General features: G+C 55.3%; 15 protein-coding genes. 13 read left to right on the top strand and 2 right to left on the bottom strand.

All coding sequences use genetic code 11. The features are described from left to right. Positions 1 to 132: 132 nt before the first annotated feature. Positions 133 to 1,020 (bottom strand): LysR family transcriptional regulator, encoded by an 888-nt coding sequence (locus tag H7A79_RS03605; protein WP_187001070.1) that lies wholly within the window; start codon positions 1,018 to 1,020, stop codon positions 133 to 135. Positions 1,021 to 1,128: 108 nt separating this feature from the next. On the opposite strand from H7A79_RS03605, the gene H7A79_RS03610 reads away from it, so the two are divergent. The 13 genes from H7A79_RS03610 (at position 1,129) to H7A79_RS03670 (ending at position 11,593) form a co-directional block, all read left to right on the top strand. After that, complete coding sequence (locus H7A79_RS03610; protein WP_187001071.1) at positions 1,129 to 1,527, top strand: DoxX family protein; 399 nt, start codon at positions 1,129 to 1,131, stop codon at positions 1,525 to 1,527. A 68-nt stretch (positions 1,528 to 1,595) separates the two neighbouring features. Beyond that, positions 1,596 to 2,201 carry a nitroreductase family protein gene (locus tag H7A79_RS03615; RefSeq protein ID WP_187001072.1) on the top strand — a complete coding sequence of 202 codons (606 nt, stop codon included), beginning with the start codon at positions 1,596 to 1,598 and terminating at the stop codon, positions 2,199 to 2,201. A gap of 452 nt (positions 2,202 to 2,653) precedes the next feature. Next, complete coding sequence (gene ppk1 / locus H7A79_RS03620; RefSeq protein ID WP_187001073.1) at positions 2,654 to 4,711, top strand: polyphosphate kinase 1; 2,058 nt, start codon at positions 2,654 to 2,656, stop codon at positions 4,709 to 4,711. 243 nt (positions 4,712 to 4,954) lie between these two features. After that, the gene (locus H7A79_RS03625) at positions 4,955 to 5,602 is read left to right on the top strand and encodes a protein-L-isoaspartate O-methyltransferase family protein (protein ID WP_187001074.1); all 648 of its coding nucleotides are present in this window, start codon (positions 4,955 to 4,957) and stop codon (positions 5,600 to 5,602) included. Positions 5,603 to 5,727: 125 nt separating this feature from the next. Next, positions 5,728 to 6,051, top strand: a complete 324-nt coding sequence (locus H7A79_RS03630) for a rhodanese-like domain-containing protein (RefSeq protein ID WP_135033856.1) — start codon at positions 5,728 to 5,730, stop codon at positions 6,049 to 6,051. Between the two features lie 205 nt (positions 6,052 to 6,256). Further along, positions 6,257 to 6,748 (top strand): transcription elongation factor GreB, encoded by a 492-nt coding sequence (gene greB, locus H7A79_RS03635; protein ID WP_187001075.1) that lies wholly within the window; start codon positions 6,257 to 6,259, stop codon positions 6,746 to 6,748. A 54-nt stretch (positions 6,749 to 6,802) separates the two neighbouring features. Then, positions 6,803 to 7,006, top strand: coding sequence for a hypothetical protein (locus H7A79_RS03640; RefSeq protein WP_187001076.1), 204 nt, complete (start codon positions 6,803 to 6,805; stop codon positions 7,004 to 7,006). A gap of 198 nt (positions 7,007 to 7,204) precedes the next feature. Beyond that, a complete protein-coding gene (gene ettA / locus H7A79_RS03645; RefSeq protein WP_135033859.1) occupies positions 7,205 to 8,878 on the top strand; it encodes an energy-dependent translational throttle protein EttA in 1,674 nt (557 codons plus the stop codon). Positions 8,879 to 9,353: 475 nt separating this feature from the next. Further along, a complete protein-coding gene (locus H7A79_RS03650) occupies positions 9,354 to 9,722 on the top strand; it encodes an aldo/keto reductase (protein ID WP_214646405.1) in 369 nt (122 codons plus the stop codon). A 296-nt stretch (positions 9,723 to 10,018) separates the two neighbouring features. Then, complete coding sequence (locus H7A79_RS03655; protein WP_214646406.1) at positions 10,019 to 10,462, top strand: nuclear transport factor 2 family protein; 444 nt, start codon at positions 10,019 to 10,021, stop codon at positions 10,460 to 10,462. A gap of 42 nt (positions 10,463 to 10,504) precedes the next feature. After that, a complete protein-coding gene (locus H7A79_RS03660) occupies positions 10,505 to 10,753 on the top strand; it encodes a hypothetical protein (protein ID WP_214646407.1) in 249 nt (82 codons plus the stop codon). Next, entirely contained in the window at positions 10,734 to 11,264 is a 531-nt protein-coding gene (locus H7A79_RS03665) for an alpha/beta fold hydrolase (RefSeq protein ID WP_214646408.1), read from the top strand. The genes H7A79_RS03660 and H7A79_RS03665 overlap by 20 nt, the downstream gene beginning before the upstream one ends. Then, positions 11,264 to 11,593 carry an alpha/beta hydrolase family protein gene (locus H7A79_RS03670; protein WP_214646440.1) on the top strand — a complete coding sequence of 110 codons (330 nt, stop codon included), beginning with the start codon at positions 11,264 to 11,266 and terminating at the stop codon, positions 11,591 to 11,593. Before H7A79_RS03665 ends, H7A79_RS03670 begins: the two co-directional genes overlap by 1 nt. A 442-nt stretch (positions 11,594 to 12,035) precedes the next feature. On the opposite strand, the gene H7A79_RS03675 is transcribed toward H7A79_RS03670, so the two are convergent. Continuing rightward, positions 12,036 to 15,269, bottom strand: coding sequence for a type I restriction endonuclease subunit R (locus H7A79_RS03675; RefSeq protein ID WP_187001077.1), 3,234 nt, complete (start codon positions 15,267 to 15,269; stop codon positions 12,036 to 12,038). Positions 15,270 to 15,295: the final 26 nt, after the last annotated feature.

Consider the following 15,295-nt stretch of genomic DNA (forward strand, 5'->3'; position numbering starts at 1 on the left):
ATCAAATATTTTATTTCAATAACTTATGAAAAACGACTGGATTCCCGCCTACGCGGGAATGACGATAATCGGATGTTTCAGACGGCCTAAATAAATTTTGTACTCAGCCTTACCCGGCATATTTCGCAGTGTTCAAACGGCGGTTTTCTCGCTTAAAAAATCGATAAAGCTGCGTACTTTCGCGCTTAAAAACGTGCGGTCTATATAGGCTGCATAGAGTTTGGTGGTGAAAATATGGTAATCCGGCAGCAGCTGCACCAGCCTGCCCGAAGCCAAATCTTCGTCCACACACCATGCGGGCTGGTAGCCGATGCCCACCCCTGCACGGATCAGGCTGCCCGTCATCAGCGTGCTGTTGGAGTGGGCAACAGGGTTTAAGGCCAGTTTGGTGCACTTTCCGCTGCCGTTGTGGCGTATTTCGATGCCGCTCATATCCACATAAGAAGCCAGCACTGCCGGATGGCTGCCAAGCTCTTCGGGGGTTTTCGGCACGCCGTTGCGGCGCAGATAATCCGGCGAGGCGAGCAGCAGAAATTCGATATCGGCCAGCGGCTTCACAATCAGCGAAGGGTTGGGTGTGTCGGATACGCGCAAGGCCAGGTCGTAACCTTCGGCAATCAGATCAACGTGTCGGTTGCTCAAATCGAGATAGAGCGACACATCGGGGTAACGTGCGGAATATTCGGCCAGCCAGCCGCTGAAACGCGGGTTGGCAAACCACCTGGGCATGGTGATGCGCAACACGCCCTGCGGTTTGTCGGTGCCGTTGGCAGCTTTGCGGGCGGCGGTTTCCAGCGTTTCAAGCGCATAGCTGCATTGGCGGAAATATTCTTCGCCCGCTTCGGTTAAGTGCAGGTTGCGGCTGTTGCGGTGCAGGAGCTTGGCTTGAATGGTGTTTTCGAGATGGCTCACATGCTTGCTGGCCATGGCGGTGGAAATGCCGAGCTGCACGGCGGCGCGGGTGAAGCTGCCGCTTTGCACTACTTGGCGGAATACTTTGAGGCTGAATAGGGTGTCCATGTTTTCTTATTGGTAAACGGTGTTTCAATAAAAAGATAGTATATCAATAAAAATTAAACGGCTATACTGCGCACGTTTTAACAAACACACATATCTTAAGGATTTTTTATGGGCGTTTTATCGCGTTTCCAACCTGTTTTGCTTTCTGTTTTGCGCATTACCGCAGCCTATATGTTTATGCTGCACGGCACGGCCAAGCTCTTCGGGTTGTCTTATGTGGCGCAACTTGATGGTTTGCCGTTAATGTCCCTGCCCGGTATTGCGGGTATTTTCGAAACATTCGGCGGGCTGCTTTTGCTGCTCGGTTTGTTTGTCCGCCCCGTTGCCTTTATACTTTCCGGCTTGATGGCAGCGGCTTATTTTATTGCACACGCTCCCGCCGCCCCGCTGCTGCCGTTGATTAACCAGGGCGAGCCGGCAGCGCTATACAGCTTTGTTTTCCTCTATTTGGCAGCTGCGGGCGGCGGTGCATGGGCTTTAGACAACAAGTTCAAAAAAGCAAAATAAGATTTGCCCCGTGGTAATCGCTTGCATCAAAATTTATCTTGGTTATCTGATTTTATAAAGGAAACATTATGGCTTACCAAAATATTCAACAAACGGCGCAAACCCGCCGTTCGGTTTATGCGTTAAACAAAACCCTGCCGCTGCCGGCAGCGGAAGTGGCGGGCATCGTTGAGCACGCCGTGCTGCACACGCCGTCTTCGTTCAATTCGCAATCAACCCGCGTGGTGGTGCTGTTGGGTGCCGAGCATGAAAAATTGTGGCAGTTTGCCGAAGATGCATTGCGCGCCATCGTTCCCGCCGACAAATTCGCTCCGACCAGGCAAAAGCTCGATATGTTTAAAGCCGCCGCAGGTTCGGTGTTGTTTTTTGAAGATCAAGAAGTAGTGAAAGGTTTGCAGGCGCAGTTTCCCGCCTATGCCGACAACTTCCCCGTGTGGGCCGAGCATGCAAATGCTATGCACCAATACGCCGTATGGACCACGCTGGCAGCCGCAGGCATCGGTGCCAACCTGCAACACTACAATCCGCTGATTGACGCGGCCGTGGCCAAAGAGTGGGCGCTTCCCGCTTCGTGGACGCTGCGCGCGCAAATGGTATTCGGCGGCATCGCAGCCCCCGCAGGCGAAAAAACGTTTGCCCCGCTGGAAGGCCGCTTCAAAGTGTTCGGCGCATAATCCGTTTTCTGTGCATACTGTTGGCTGATGCCCGAGCGGCCGGCAATGAGGCCGTCTGAATTTTTTCAGACGGCCTTTCGTTTTAACCCGCCATGCCTTAATGGTTTCTGCACGGCAGACCTGCTCCGCCAGAATAAAACGCGTTGATCTACAGGCAGAAGGTTGGTTTCCGCGCATCCGCACATTCAAAAACCGCCGGGGTAAGCAGGCATGGGAAGCATGCGGGCGCAGACCATCTGCTTAGACCGTTTAAACGGCAACTGCGGCTTACCGTGCTCGACCCTGGGTGTCCGGCTGAATGCCCGTCGCGCAAAAAGGCCGTCTGAAAATATTTTCAGACGGCCTCTCGTTATGATTATGAAACCGTTGCCGAAAAACGTTATACTTTACTGACTGTATTTTACAATCGTATTTTACAATCATACCCATACCGTCTGATTACGGAGCCGATAATGTCTGAAACCAACCGATTACTCTGCCGCGAACTCAGCCTGTTGGCTTTCAACAGCCGCGTGTTGGCACAGGCGCAGGATACGCGCGTGCCGCTTTTGGAGCGTTTGCGCTTTTTGTGTATCGTATCGTCCAATCTCGATGAATTTTTCGAAGTGCGCATGGCCTATCTCAAACGCGAGCACAAGCAGCGCCCCAACTTGGTTCTCGACAGCGGCAAAACGCCTGCCGAAACCATTGCCGCCGCCCGCGAAGAAGCCCGTGCGCTGATACGCGAGCAATACGCCCTGTTTAACGAAGAATTGCAGCCGGCCTTAAGCGAAGAAGGCATACATTTCTACCGCCGCCGCAACTGGACACTAGAGCAGCGCGCCTGGATTCAAAACTATTTCGACCGCGAGCTGCTGCAAATCCTCACCCCCATCGGGCTTGACCCTTCGCACCCGTTTCCGCGCCCGCTCAACAAATCGCTCAATTTCGCCGTTGAGTTGGTGGGCAACGATGCATTCGGCCGTGCCTCGGGCATGGCGATTGTGCAGGCACCGCGCATTTTGCCGAGAGTAATCAAACTGCCGCCCGAAATCTGCAACGGCGACCACGGCTTTGTGTTTTTATCATCGATTCTGCACGAATATGTCGGCAAGCTTTTTCCCGGCATGGAAGTCAAAGGCTGCCACCAGTTCCGCCTCACCCGCGACAGTGACCTGACCGTTGATGAGGAAGACCTGAAAAACCTGCGCACCGCCATCCAAAGCGAACTGCACGACAGGGAATACGGCGACGGTGTGCGCCTTGAAGTGGCCGAAACCTGCCCTGCCCACATCTATGAATTTCTACTCGGCCATTTCAAGCTCGACATTAACGAGCTCTACCAAGTGAAAGGCCCCGTCAATCTCGTGCGCCTGATGGCTGTGCCCGATATGGTCGAACGGCCTGATTTAAAGTTCCCTCCCCGCACGGCGGGGCTGCCCAAAAGCCTGAGCAAGGGCAAGTCGGTGATTGATGCCGCCGCTGCTGCCCCCGTGCTGCTGCACCACCCCTACCAATCGTTTGAGCCGGTGGTGCGTTTTATCCAGGAAGCCGCCGCCGACCCCGATGTTGTCGCCATCAAAATGACGATTTACCGCACCGGCAGCAATTCCGAGCTGGTAAAAGCCCTGCTGCGTGCCACTCAGGCGGGGAAAATCGTAACTGTGGTGGTGGAGTTGATGGCGCGGTTTGACGAAGCCAACAACGTCAATTGGGCGCAGCAGCTTGAAAATGCCGGCGCACATGTGGTGTACGGCGTGTTCGGCTATAAGGTGCATGCCAAAATGGCATTGGTTATCCGGCGTGAAAACGGTGTGCTCAAACGCTATGCCCACTTGGGCACGGGCAACTACCATCAAGGCACTTCGCGCATCTATACCGATTTCGGGCTGATTACCGCCGATGGCGACATCACCGCCGATGTGAATACATTATTCTTGGAAATCACAGGCTTGGGGCAGCCCGGCCGTCTGAACACACTCTATCAGAGCCCGTTTACGCTGCACACTATGCTGATAGAAAACATAGAGCGCGAAATGCGCCACGCCCAAGAGGGCCGCCCCGCATGGGTTATCGCCAAGATGAATTCACTAATCGAGCCCGGCATCATCGAAGCGCTCTACGCTGCCAGCGCCGCAGGGGTGCAGATTGATTTGATTGTGCGCGGCATGTGCGCGCTGCGCCCCGAAGTGCCCGGCCTGTCGGACAATATCCGCGTGCGCTCCATCATCGGCCGCCAGCTCGAGCATTCGCGCGTATATTATTTTTATAACGATGGCGAAGAAAACACCTATATTTCCAGCGCCGACTGGATGGGGCGCAACTTCTTCCGCCGCATCGAAACCTGCACCCCCATCGAAGATGCCGCCCTCAAAGCCCGCGTGATACGCGAAGGCCTCACCCTCGCCCTGCAGGACAACCGGCAGGCGTGGCTGATGCGGCCGGACGGCAGCTATGTGCGCGCCGAACCTGCCGCCGGCGGAGAAGAGATGAACCTGCAAGAGCAACTGTGGGCGCAATACGGTGCTTAGCAGTGAGTTTTTTATTTTGCTGCGGCGCGGCTCAAAGGAAGCGGTTTTGCAAGCCGCCGAGGCGGGCGATGGAATCGTTCTGCCGCCCGGAACCGTAACCGAAAAGATCTGCTGCCGGCGGCAAAACATACCGCCGGCAAGGGTTTAAGGCATTGCAAGGCCGTCTGAAACATTGTTGCGGCCGCATAAAACGCCGTATAATCCGAAAACCAAACCCGACACCCAACCACCACGGAGCAAGGCATGAATTTTGAACAAGCGCGTTTCAATATGGTAGAACAACAAATCCGCCCCTGGGATGTGTTGGATTTTGATGTTTTAGACGCATTGGCCGAAGTGCCGCGCGAGCGTTTTGTCAGCGAAGCACAGCAGGCTTATGCCTATGCCGATACCGCGCTGCCGCTGCCCAACGGCGGCAGTATGCTCGAGCCGAAAACCGTTGCCCGTTTGATTCAGGGGCTGGCGCTGAAAGCCGGAGAGCGCGTGTTGGAAGTCGGCACCGGCTCGGGTTACGCCACCGCGCTGCTGCATAAACTGGGCGGCAGCGTTGTTACGGTAGATATCGATGCCGAGCAACAGCAGCGCGCCAAAAACGTGCTGGACGGCCTCGGTTTCGACAACGTGGTTTATCAAACAGGCGACGGCCTGGCGGGTGTTTCCGAAAGTGCACCGTTTGATGCCGTGTATATCGGCGGTGCCGTGCCTGCTGTGCCCGAAGCCTTGAAAAACCAGCTCAAAAACGGCGGCCGCATGGTGGTGGTGGCGGGCGGCAAGCCCGTCCAGCGCGCTTTGCTGATTACCCGAAACGGCGAAGCCTTTACCGAGCGCACGCTGTTCGATACCTATATCCCTTATCTGAACGCTCCTGCCGCCGGCAAGTTTCAGTTTTAACCGCGCAACCTGCCCGCATCAGAAACCCGGCCCCGTGCAGACGGTTTTTCGGCGGGGCTTGAATCCGCAAAGGTTTAGAGGCCGTCTGAACGCTTTTCAGACGGCCTCGCCACACGCTTAAACACATCATGATTCCACAAATCACTCCCGAACAATTGCAGCAATGGCTGGCCGAAGGCAAAGTGCTGACCCTGCTGGATGTGCGTACCGATGAAGAAGTTGCGCTCTGCGCGCTGCCCGGCCATACACACATTCCCATGAACCTGATTCCGCTGCGCCATAACGAGCTGCCCGATGAAGGCCCGATTGTGGTGTATTGCCACCACGGCGTGCGCAGTCTGCACACAGCCATGTATCTGGCCGATGCGGGTTTTGACGAACTGTATAACCTGCAAGGCGGCATTGATGCCTGGTCGCTGCGGGTAGATTCGACCCTGCCGAGATATTGACCGCTCGGGCGCAGGGCCGCCCGCCCGTGGCCAATATTGCGGCTTCCTGCTTTGAAAACATAGCATAAGATTATGTTTTATAATGTATTTATAAATGAAATCGGAGCGGGTTGCGGCGCGGTAGGCCGGGGCGGTGAAGGCCGTCTGAAAAAAACGCGCCAATCGGTTAAAATGCCCTCTTTACACGTTTCAGACGGCATCGGCAATGAGCGGAGCCCCTCCCAACTACATCACCCCCGCAGGCTGGCAGGCTTTGAAAGACGAACTCTACAGCCTGGTTCACAAAGAGCGCCCCGAAATCGTTCAGATTGTAAACTGGGCGGCGGGCAACGGCGACCGCAGCGAAAACGGCGATTACCTTTACGGCAAACGCCGTATGCGCGAAATCGACCGCCGTATCCGTTTTCTAACCAAACGCCTGGAAGCGGCGCAGGTGATCGACCCTGAAACCCGCGAGGCCACCGACCAAATATTTTTCGGCGCCACGGTAGAATTGTTGCGGGGCAATGGCAGCGGGCAGGTGGTAAAAATTGTCGGCATCGATGAAATAGATGCCGCCCAAAACAAAATTTCATGGGTGTCGCCGCTGGCGCGCTGCCTGATTAAAGCACGCGAAGGCGACGAAGTGGTGTTGCACGGCCCCGAAGGCAGGGAGGTAATCGAGGTTTTGTCGGTGGCCTATGTGAAAATCGACTGACCGCCCGAGATACGATGCTGCTGCATTTCGGCTGGGTTTTGACGGCCTGCGGTTGTGTTTGTATTCCGTCTGCCCGTGCCGTTTTCAGACGGCCTCGGATGTCGGGATAACGGTATTTTTGAATACCGGTCGGTGTTGCCGCCGCACTCCGGCATCTTTTGGCAACCCCGCCCGCCGGCCGGGCATCATGCCCGAAGCGGGCTGCCCCTGCACCGCCGGATTTTTCAGGTTGCGGCAGTAAAATTTCAGGCCGTCTGAAAACCTTTCAGCCGGGTATGGCCGGATTGCTTCAGGGCAGGGCAGGTAGGGCGGCGGTGCAGCCGTTTCAGACGGCCGGGCGGGCATCGGGCAGGTGCGCCGCAGGCCGTGCTTGCAAGGCGGCAGCCTTTGCGTCCCGCTGATCGGCAGAGGCTGCGCCAAATGATTATTGAGTTATTTTTGAACCCAGAGGTTGATATGAGCCAATATGTTTATTCCATGCTGCGCGTGAGCAAGGTTGTTCCGCCGCAGAAAACCATCATCAAAGATATTTCGCTGTCGTTTTTTCCCGGTGCCAAAATCGGCCTGCTGGGCTTGAACGGCGCGGGCAAGTCCACCGTGTTGCGCATTATGGCCGGCGTGGACAAAGAATTTGAAGGCGAGGCCGTGCCGATGGGCGGCATCAAAATCGGCTATTTGCCGCAAGAGCCTGAATTAGACCCCGAAAAAACCGTGCGCGAAGAAGTGGAAAGCGGCTTGGGCGAGGTGGCGGCGGCGCAGAAACGTTTGGAAGAAGTGTATGCCGCCTATGCCGACCCTGATGCCGATTTCGATGCGCTGGCCGAAGAGCAGGGGCGTTTGGAAGCAATTATCGCGGCCGGCTCTTCCAGCGGCGGCGGTGCGGAACACGAGCTGGAAATCGCCGCCGATGCGCTGCGCCTGCCTGAATGGGATACCAAAATCGGCGTGCTCTCCGGCGGCGAAAAACGCCGCGTGGCCTTGTGCAAACTGTTGTTGAGCAAACCCGATATGCTGCTGTTGGACGAGCCGACCAACCATTTGGACGCGGAATCGGTGGAATGGCTGGAGCAGTTTTTGGTGCGCTTCCCCGGCACGGTGGTGGCCGTTACCCACGACCGCTATTTTTTAGACAACGCCGCCGAATGGATTTTGGAGCTCGACCGCGGCCACGGCATCCCGTGGAAAGGCAATTATTCTTCTTGGCTGGAGCAGAAAGAGCAGCGTTTGGCACATGAGGCCAAATCTGAAGCTGCCCGCATCAAAGCCATGAAGCAGGAGCTGGAATGGGTGCGCCAAAATGCCAAAGGCCGTCAGGCCAAATCAAAAGCGCGGCTGGCGCGTTTTGAAGAAATGAGCAATTACGAATACCAAAAGCGCAACGAAACGCAGGAAATCTTTATCCCCGTGGCCGAGCGTTTGGGCAATGAAGTGATTGAATTTTCGAATGTTTCCAAATCGTTCGGCGACAAACTGCTGATTGACGGTTTGAGTTTCAAAGTGCCGCCCGGCGCGATTGTCGGCATCATCGGCCCCAACGGCGCGGGAAAATCCACCTTGTTTAAGATGATTTCGGGCAAAGAGCAGCCCGATTCCGGTGAAGTGAAAATCGGCCAAACCGTGAAAATGAGCCTGATTGATCAAAGCCGCGACGGTTTGCAAAACGACAAAACCGTGTTCGACAACATCGCCGAAGGCCGCGATATTCTGCAGGTGGGCCAGTTTGAAATTCCCGCGCGCGCCTATCTCGGCCGTTTCAACTTCAAAGGCAGCGACCAGAGCAAAACCGCCGGCAATTTATCCGGCGGCGAGCGCGGCCGTCTGCACCTGGCCAAAACCCTGCTCTCCGGCGGCAACGTGCTGCTGCTGGATGAGCCTTCCAACGATTTGGATGTGGAAACCCTGCGCGCGCTGGAAGATGCTTTGTTGGAATTTGCCGGCAGCGTGATGGTGATTTCGCACGACCGCTGGTTTCTCGACCGCATCGCCACCCATATTCTGGCCTGCGAGGGCGACAGCAAATGGGTGTTTTTCGATGGAAACTATCAGGAATACGAAGCCGATAAAAAACGCCGCCTGGGTGAAGAGGGCGTGAAACCGAAACGGATACGCTACAAACCGGTAACGCGTTAATGGTTTGAACATTTCGAGGCCGTCTGAAAAATATGTTTCAGACGGCCTTGATGATTTTGCAAAGCCTTAATCATCGCGGCAAAAGCGGTGCGCGGTGTCTGCGCGGCCTGCGGGCAGCGGCCGCTGCTTTATAACCGCATAACGATATTGGCACCGCCGCTCAAACGGTTTTGCCGTGTTGGGTAATCAATGGATTGCCATATTGGAATTTTTTGGCGGCAAAACGGGAGCAGGCGCAGAAAACATAAGGGTTGGGCTGTTTGCTTGGCCGCTGCAGGCCGCCAGCAAACCCCGCGCAGACACGGCGGAGTTTGTTCGGGCAATATCGGGCTGAAGCCCGAATGCGCCGAAAAGCGATGACGGATAACAGCGTGTGCATGCGGGCTGCAAGGGTGTGATTGCTGAAAAAAATTCATAAGGCCTTGCGGGTTTGCCCTGCTAACTTGCGGGTTTGCCCTGCTAATGTGCACGGCGCATGGCGGGCAAAATCCGCGCCATCGGCGTTTCCAATTTCCACCCCGACCGTGTGATGGATTTGATGGTGCACAACCGCATCGCCCCCGCTGTCAATCAGATTGAGATGCACCCTTTCTACCGGCGCGAAAACGAGCGGGCGTTTCATGCCGAACACGGCATCCTCACCCAATCGTGGGCTTCGTTTACCGAGGGGTGCAACGATATTTTCAAGCATCCCGTGCTGTCGGCCATTGCCGCCAAGCACGGCAAAAGCGTGGTGCAGGTGATTCTGCGCTGGCTCAACCGGCGCGGCGTGGCGGTGATTCCCAAATCGGCCACCCCCGAGCGCGTGGCAGATTTTCGATTTCGAGCTGAACGGGCAGGATAGGGAGCAGATTGCCGCACTCGACACCGGCGCAAGCCTGTTTTTCGACCACCGCGACCCCGAGCGGGTGAAATGGCTGGGCGGCGTAAAAATCCACGATTAGGCGTTTGCTCTGCCGATGCTTTTCAGACGGCCTTGAAGCAGATTGAGGCCGTCTGAAAACATGCAGGCGCGGCTGGAAAAATGTGAGGCCTATGCGGGCAAAGCCCTTTTTTCCACCGCAACGGCACCGGCGCAGGCCGTTTCGGGCGAAAGCGGCTGCCTGTATCAATCAACCCACTAACTGAAAGGAAGCCGATATGGCCATTCATAACCAACAAACCGAGTGCCAGGCTTTGAAAGACTTGGCGGACGCCTTTTCCAATCTGGCCGATGAAAAACGCGTGGCCGAGCAGATGGCCTTATTTACCGAAGATGCCCGCGTTACCACTTATATCGGCGGCAAACTGTTTGCCGAAATGAAAGGCCGCGCAGAAATTGAAAAAGTGTTTAGTGATTTTTTAGCCGGTTTCCACACGGTTTACCACCTCAACGGTCAGCATACCGTAACCTTCCGCAGCGGAACCGAGGCCGAGGCCGTTAATTATTGCGCGGTGAAACTGGTGGGTGAACAAGAAGGCAGGCAGGTTTTGCAAGACCACAGCGTGCGCTATCAAGATAATTATGTGAAGCAGGGCGGAACATGGTTGATCAGCCGGCGTATTGCGGGCTTTATGATCAGCGAAACCCGCATCATCGGCTGAGGATATTCAGGCCGTCTGAAAACTCGAAAAGGAAGAAAACCCGTGAAAAAAAACTTATTGCTCACCACCTTATCCCTTGCGCAGGCTGCCTGCGCCCAAAGCGGCAACGGCCGCCTCACACTGGCCGAACAAGGCAGTTTCGCCATCGGCGGCACTGTGAAAACCAGCGCAGGCCGCTACAGTGCCGACTCCGCGGCCCTCAAAGGCAGCAGCAACATGTCTATCAGGCTTCCACCCAAGCCGGCGGCCAAACCCTGCACGGCGCGCCGCCGTGTTCTACCAAATCCCTGAGCGCACCCGCCGCCTGCCGCTGGTGTTTCTGCACGGATACGGCGGCTCCATGCGCGCTTGGCAGACCACGCCTGACGGGCGCGAAGGTTTCCAAAACATCTTCCTGCGCAAACGCTACCCCGTGTATCTGGTGGACCAGCCGCGCTGCGGGCAATCCGGCCGCAGCACCGTTGGTGCGGAAATCCAAGCCGTGCCCGATGACCAGTTTTGGTTCGCCCGGTTCCGCATCGGCACCTATCCCGATTTCAACCCCGGCGTTGCCTTCCCGCAAGATAAAGAATCGCTGCAACAATTTTTCCGCACCATCACCCCCGACACCGGCCCCACCGATGCCGCCGCCGTCACCGCCGGCATGGGCGCGCTGTTCGACAAAACCGGCGGCGGCATTCTGATTACCCACTCCGCCGGCGGCGCGTTCGGCTGGTTGATAGCCGGCCAAAACCCCAACGTAAAAGCCGTGGCGGCCTACGAGCCGGGCAACTTCCCCTTCCCCGCGAAGTGCCGCCGCTGATGGAAAACTGCTTCGGCAACATCGCCCCGATGAAAACCGATGCCGACACCTTCCGCCGCCTCACGCAAATCCCGATTGCGATCTACTTCGGCGACTTCATCCCCGATGCGCCAAACGGCACCCAGGGCGGCGACCAATGGTATATGCGCATGAAACTGGCGCAGGATTGGGTGGATACCGTCAACAAACACGGCGGCAAAGCCACGCTGGTGCACCTGCCGAAAGTGGGTATCAAAGGCAACACCCATTTTCCGTTCAGCGATTTGAACAACGCCGAAGTGGCCGAGCATCCGGCCGCCTGGCTGAAAGAGCAGGGGTTGGACAAATAATGGTTTTCAGACGGCCTAAGGCCTTTGCAATATCCGCATCCCCATCTGCGGCGATTTCTGAGTTGTAAGTTTATCCCCCTTTGGATTACTGCTCACCCGCATGCCTATCAGTGTGATATGTCTGCCCCGCTGCACTGTTACGCCTTAGCTGCATCTGCATCGGGGAAGAGGGTAAAGGCCTCGGCCTGTCTGATGCCTGCTTGAAAGTATCCGGAATACACGCCTCGGGCTTGACCCGGGTATCTTTTTGTTTTGAAAAAATAGAGATACCCGGGTCAAGCCCGAGTATGACGGCGGTTGGATATTTCAGACGGCCTTATTTTGATTTTGCCGATTGCGGGCAAACAGATTCGGCAAAACATCAGGCCTGTTTGAAAACAGATGCTTTGTTTTCAGACAGGCCTTTGCAGTTTATCGGATCAAAACCGTTCAAACGCCGTTATCACACCATTTCCGCTGCCATCATTTCCGCCTGTTTTAACACCGTTTCGGTGGCGAGCTGCTCCATATCGGGCGGATAGCCGTATTTCTTCAGCAAACGTTTGACCATTACGCGGATTTTCGCTCTGGCATCTTCCCGATTCCACCAATCCACCGTTACGCTGTTGCGGATTTGGTTGGTGAGCACCACTGCCAATTCGCGCAATTTGTCTTTTCCCATCAATTCTTTGGCGCTGTCGTTGGCGGCCACGGCAGAATAAAAGGCAAATTCAAACTCGCTTAAACCCAATTCTTCGGCCAGTTTGTCGGATGATTGGATTTCTTTTGCCAGTTTAATCAGCTCATCAATCACTTCGGCTGCGGTCAATACCTTGTTTTGATAACCTTTAATCGCATTATCCAGCATTTGTGCCAGTTTTTTGCCTTCGGTAACGCTTTTTCGGCTGCGCACTTTGATTTCATCGTTCAGCAGTTTTTTCAGGGTTTCCAATGCCACATTTTTATGCCGGTAACCGCGCATTTCTTCCATAAATTCATCGGATAAAATGCTGATGTCGGGTTTTTGAATGCCTGCTGCATCAAAAATATCCACCACCGATTCGCTTACCAAAGCCTGATCGATGGTTTGGCGCACGCGTTGCGCCAAATCCTCCTGAATATTATTGCTGCCCGCCCCGGCGGTAAATTTTGCCAAACGCGCCTTCACCGCCTGATAAAACGCCAAAAGCGGCGCATATTCCATGGCCGTATCATGCGGCACGGCCAAAGCAAAGGCTTTGGAAGCCGCCAACACCGCCGCCAGAAAACGTTCTTTGCCGCGCCCTTGGTCAAGCCCCAAAATAAAATCTTCGGCTTCCAATATAACGGCTAATTTGCGCGCGGTATCGGCGGTAAAATATTCCGCCGCATCAAAGCTGTGCAGCATATCTTCCAGCACATCCATTTTTTCGCGCAACACCAGCACCGCCTCATCTTGCAGCAAGGCCGGCTCGCCGCGGCCGCCGGCGGAGGCGTAAAAACTCAGGGCATTTTTCAAATCGGCGGCAATGCCCAGATAATCCACCACCAAACCGCCCGTTTTATCGCGGTGTACACGGTTCACACGGGCAATCGCCTGCATCAGATTGTGCCCTTTCATCGGCTTGTCGATGTAGAGCGTGTGCATACACGGCGCATCAAAGCCCGTAAGCCACATATCGCGCACAATCACCAGTTTGAGCGGATCGTCATCGTTTTTCATGCGCAACGCCAATTGCTGGCGGTCGCCTTTGCTGGTGTGGTGCTTGGCCATATCGGCGCCGTCTGAAGCCGAAGAGGTCATGACCACTTTAATGGCGCCGGCTTTAAGCTCATCGCTGTGCCATTCCGGTTTAACCGCCACAATTTCTTTATACAGATTAACGGCAATCCGGCGCGACATCGCCACGATCATGCCCTTGCCTTGCCCTGCATTGGCTTTCAGGCGGGCTTCAAAGTGCTGAACGATATCTTGGGCCACTTCTTTAAGGCGCCCGCTGCTGCCGACAATCGCTTCCACTCTTGCCCATTTGCGTTTTTCGGCTTGGTTCGGCGCGGCTTCTTCCTGCTCGTCCAATTCTTCGTCTAATTGGCGGATCAGCTCGCGGCCCTGATCATCCAAATGAATTTTCGCCAAACGGCTTTCATAGAAAATCCGCACCGTTGCTCCGTCTTCCACCGCCTGCGAAATATCGTAAATATCCACATAATTGCCGAACACCGCCGGCGTGTTCACATCATAGCTTTCGATCGGCGTGCCGGTAAAACCCAAATACGTGGCGTTGGGCAGCGCATCGCGCATATATTTGGCAAAACCGTAAACCGTGCGCTTGCCCGTTACCTTGCCGTTTTCGTTTTTAATATCCGCTTCTTTGGCAGAAAAACCGTATTGCGAGCGGTGCGCCTCATCCGCAATCACCACAATATTGCTGCGGTCGGATAATTGCTCATACACGCTTTTGCCGTCATCAGGCTGGAATTTATTGATGGTGGTAAACACCACGCCGCCCGATTTCACCGACAACAATTGTTTCAAGTCTTCGCGCGATTCGGCCTGTTTCGGCGCTTGCCGCAGCAAATCTTTGGCTGCCGAAAACGTGCCGAACAATTGGTCGTCCAAATCGTTGCGGTCGGTTACCACCACGATGGTCGGATTATCCAGCGCCAAAACGATTTTTCCCGCATAAAACACCATCGATAACGATTTGCCCGAACCCTGCGTATGCCACACCACGCCCGCTTTTTTATCGCCCTGTTTGGCATTGGTAACGGTGTTCGGCCTGCCGTGCACCGCCACTTCGGCGGCATAAGCGCCTGCGGTGGCGGGCAGGCTTTGCCCCACCGCGCGCAAAGTGGACAACACCGCCGCATTCACCGCGTAATACTGATGATACGCCGCCATTTTCTTCACCGGTTTAACGGTTACCGTGCCGTCTGCCGCTTCGTGTTTCATGTCTTCAAACACAATAAAATGGCGCAGCATATCCAACAGCATAACCGGGTTGAGCAAGCCTTTTATCAACACGTTTAACTGCGGCTCGGTGCGTTCGGCCTCGGTTTGGCCGTTGTGGCTTTTCCATGCCATATAGCGCGACAAATCGGCCGATAATGTGCCGGCACGCGCCTCCAGGCCGTCTGAAACCACATTAAACGCATTGAAAGTGTATAAAGACGGCAACTGCGCCTGATAAGTCTGGATTTGGCGGAAGGCCGCAGCCACGGTGGCGTGTTCGTTGGCCGCATTTTTCAATTCCATCACCACCAAAGGAAAACCGTTGACATACAGCACCACATCCGGCCGCCGTTCGTGCTGCCCGTGTTTGATGGTGATTTGGTTGACCACCCAAAACTCATTGGCGGATACATCGTCGAAATCCAGCAAATGCACCATTTCGCCGCGCGTTTCGCCGTTAATTTTCCGCTCCAACATCACGCCTTGGGTGAGGAGCTGATGAAAACGGCGGTTATTGGCAAGCGTATCGGGTGTGGCGGTATCGTTGATTTGCCGCCATACCTGCGCGGTATCGGCACCGCTCAACTGCGGATTGATGCGTTGCAAGGCCGCTTCCACCCGTTCTTTGAGCAACACTTCGCCATAAGCACGCAAAGGCGCTGCCCCCTTCGGTTCGATGTCCGCACCGTAGCGGTAATCCCAGCCCAAAGCCTGCAACGCTTCAATAGCCATGAGTTCGATATCGTTTTCGGTAAGTCTGCTCATCGTTTTTTTCGCTATACCGTTAATTT

The organism is Neisseria musculi (assembly GCF_014297595.2).
Classification (GTDB): Bacteria; Pseudomonadota; Gammaproteobacteria; order Burkholderiales; family Neisseriaceae; genus Neisseria; species Neisseria musculi.

Excerpts from the sequence above, each read along its gene's own strand:
- H7A79_RS03605 (WP_187001070.1), bottom strand. The coding sequence starts at position 1,020 with ATGGACACCCTATTCAGCCTCAAAGTATTCCGCCAAGTAGTGCAAAGC.
- H7A79_RS03610 (WP_187001071.1), top strand. The coding sequence starts at position 1,129 with ATGGGCGTTTTATCGCGTTTCCAACCTGTTTTGCTTTCTGTTTTGCGC.
- H7A79_RS03615 (WP_187001072.1), top strand. The coding sequence starts at position 1,596 with ATGGCTTACCAAAATATTCAACAAACGGCGCAAACCCGCCGTTCGGTT.
- ppk1 (WP_187001073.1), top strand. The coding sequence starts at position 2,654 with ATGTCTGAAACCAACCGATTACTCTGCCGCGAACTCAGCCTGTTGGCT.
- H7A79_RS03625 (WP_187001074.1), top strand. The coding sequence starts at position 4,955 with ATGAATTTTGAACAAGCGCGTTTCAATATGGTAGAACAACAAATCCGC.
- greB (WP_187001075.1), top strand. The coding sequence starts at position 6,257 with ATGAGCGGAGCCCCTCCCAACTACATCACCCCCGCAGGCTGGCAGGCT.
- ettA (WP_135033859.1), top strand. The coding sequence starts at position 7,205 with ATGAGCCAATATGTTTATTCCATGCTGCGCGTGAGCAAGGTTGTTCCG.
- H7A79_RS03650 (WP_214646405.1), top strand. The coding sequence starts at position 9,354 with ATGGCGGGCAAAATCCGCGCCATCGGCGTTTCCAATTTCCACCCCGAC.
- H7A79_RS03655 (WP_214646406.1), top strand. The coding sequence starts at position 10,019 with ATGGCCATTCATAACCAACAAACCGAGTGCCAGGCTTTGAAAGACTTG.
- H7A79_RS03670 (WP_214646440.1), top strand. The coding sequence starts at position 11,264 with ATGGAAAACTGCTTCGGCAACATCGCCCCGATGAAAACCGATGCCGAC.
- H7A79_RS03675 (WP_187001077.1), bottom strand. The coding sequence starts at position 15,269 with ATGAGCAGACTTACCGAAAACGATATCGAACTCATGGCTATTGAAGCG.